Source organism: Photorhabdus stackebrandtii (assembly GCF_011189495.1).
GTDB classification, from domain to species: domain Bacteria; phylum Pseudomonadota; class Gammaproteobacteria; order Enterobacterales; family Enterobacteriaceae; genus Photorhabdus; species Photorhabdus khanii.
In genome coordinates, this window is record NZ_PUJV01000124.1 from 1 (window position 1) to 1089 (window position 1089).

Genomic DNA, 1089 nt, shown 5'->3' on the forward strand with positions numbered 1-1089 from the left:
TATACCTGTGCTCATTGAAACTGCTTGATTTTCGCCCAAATGAGGTTCAGGGTATCCGTCATGAAAATATTCATTACCGATGAACAAAAAGCCGAACTTGAACACCTCCATCACACCTGCCGTGATAAGAGAGTGTGTGATCGCATCAAAGCGGTCCTCCTGGCCTCTGAGGGCTGGAGTTCTGTCATGATCGCTCAGGCCCTGCGTCTTCATGAAACGACCGTTAATCGTCATATCAGCGATTACCTTAATCACCGTAAAATCAAGCCCGAAAATGGCGGCTCTCAGAGCCATCTCAGCGAAACACAGACTCAGGAACTTATCGCTTATCTGACCGCGAATCTTCTGCCCACCACACAGGCGGTTATCCGCCTTGTCAAAGAAGCGTGGGATATCCGTTACACCGTTCCCGGCATGAATAAATGGCTGCACCACAAGGGATTCAGTTATAAAAAGCCGACCGGCGTGCCACACAAGTTCAACGCGGAACAGCAGCGGGCCTTTATAGAAACCTACGGGAAACTCAAGCAGGAAGCCGGAAACCATGAGCCCATCCTGTTCATTGATGGCGTCCATCCCACGCAAGGGACGAAACTGGCTTATGGCTGGATGCGTAAAGGTCAGAAAACCACGGGAAGCCGTACCCGTCTGAACCTGATGGGGGCCCTTAATCTGGCTGAGATTAGTCAAACGGTCGTACGCGAGTATGACCGTATCGACAGTTATCACATCGCCGAGTTTTTCATTGCCATCCGTGAGACCTATCCGGTCAGTCAGAAGGTTCATATTATCCTTGACGGAGCCGGTTACCACCGAAGCAGGCTGGTGAAAGACTGGGCTTATGTGATGAATATTGAGCTTCATTACCTGCCACCGTACAGCCCGAATCTGAACCCGATAGAAAGGCTGTGGAAGGTGATGAATGAACAAGTCAGAAATAACCACTATTTCGCCTCGACGACCTTGTTCAAACAGGCAATACATCGCTTTTTTACGGAAATATTACCGGAACTGGCCGGGAACTTGTCGTGCCGTATTAATGACAACTTCCAGGTTCTGAATCCTGCATCTTCAAGTTAAGTGGGTATA

At 49.2% G+C, this 1089-nt stretch carries 1 protein-coding gene; it reads left to right on the forward strand.

Annotated elements, in window-relative coordinates; translation table 11 throughout:
• Nucleotides 1–60 precede the first annotated feature (60 nt).
• On the forward strand, nt 61–1080 hold the full coding sequence (locus tag C5470_RS21895) for an IS630 family transposase (RefSeq protein WP_166291899.1): 1020 nt from the start codon (nt 61–63) through the stop codon (nt 1078–1080).
• Nucleotides 1081–1089: the final 9 nt, after the last annotated feature.

Bases quoted from the DNA above. Each gene is read 5' to 3' on its own strand.
- C5470_RS21895 (WP_166291899.1), top strand. From the start codon at position 61: ATGAAAATATTCATTACCGATGAACAAAAAGCCGAACTTGAACACCTC.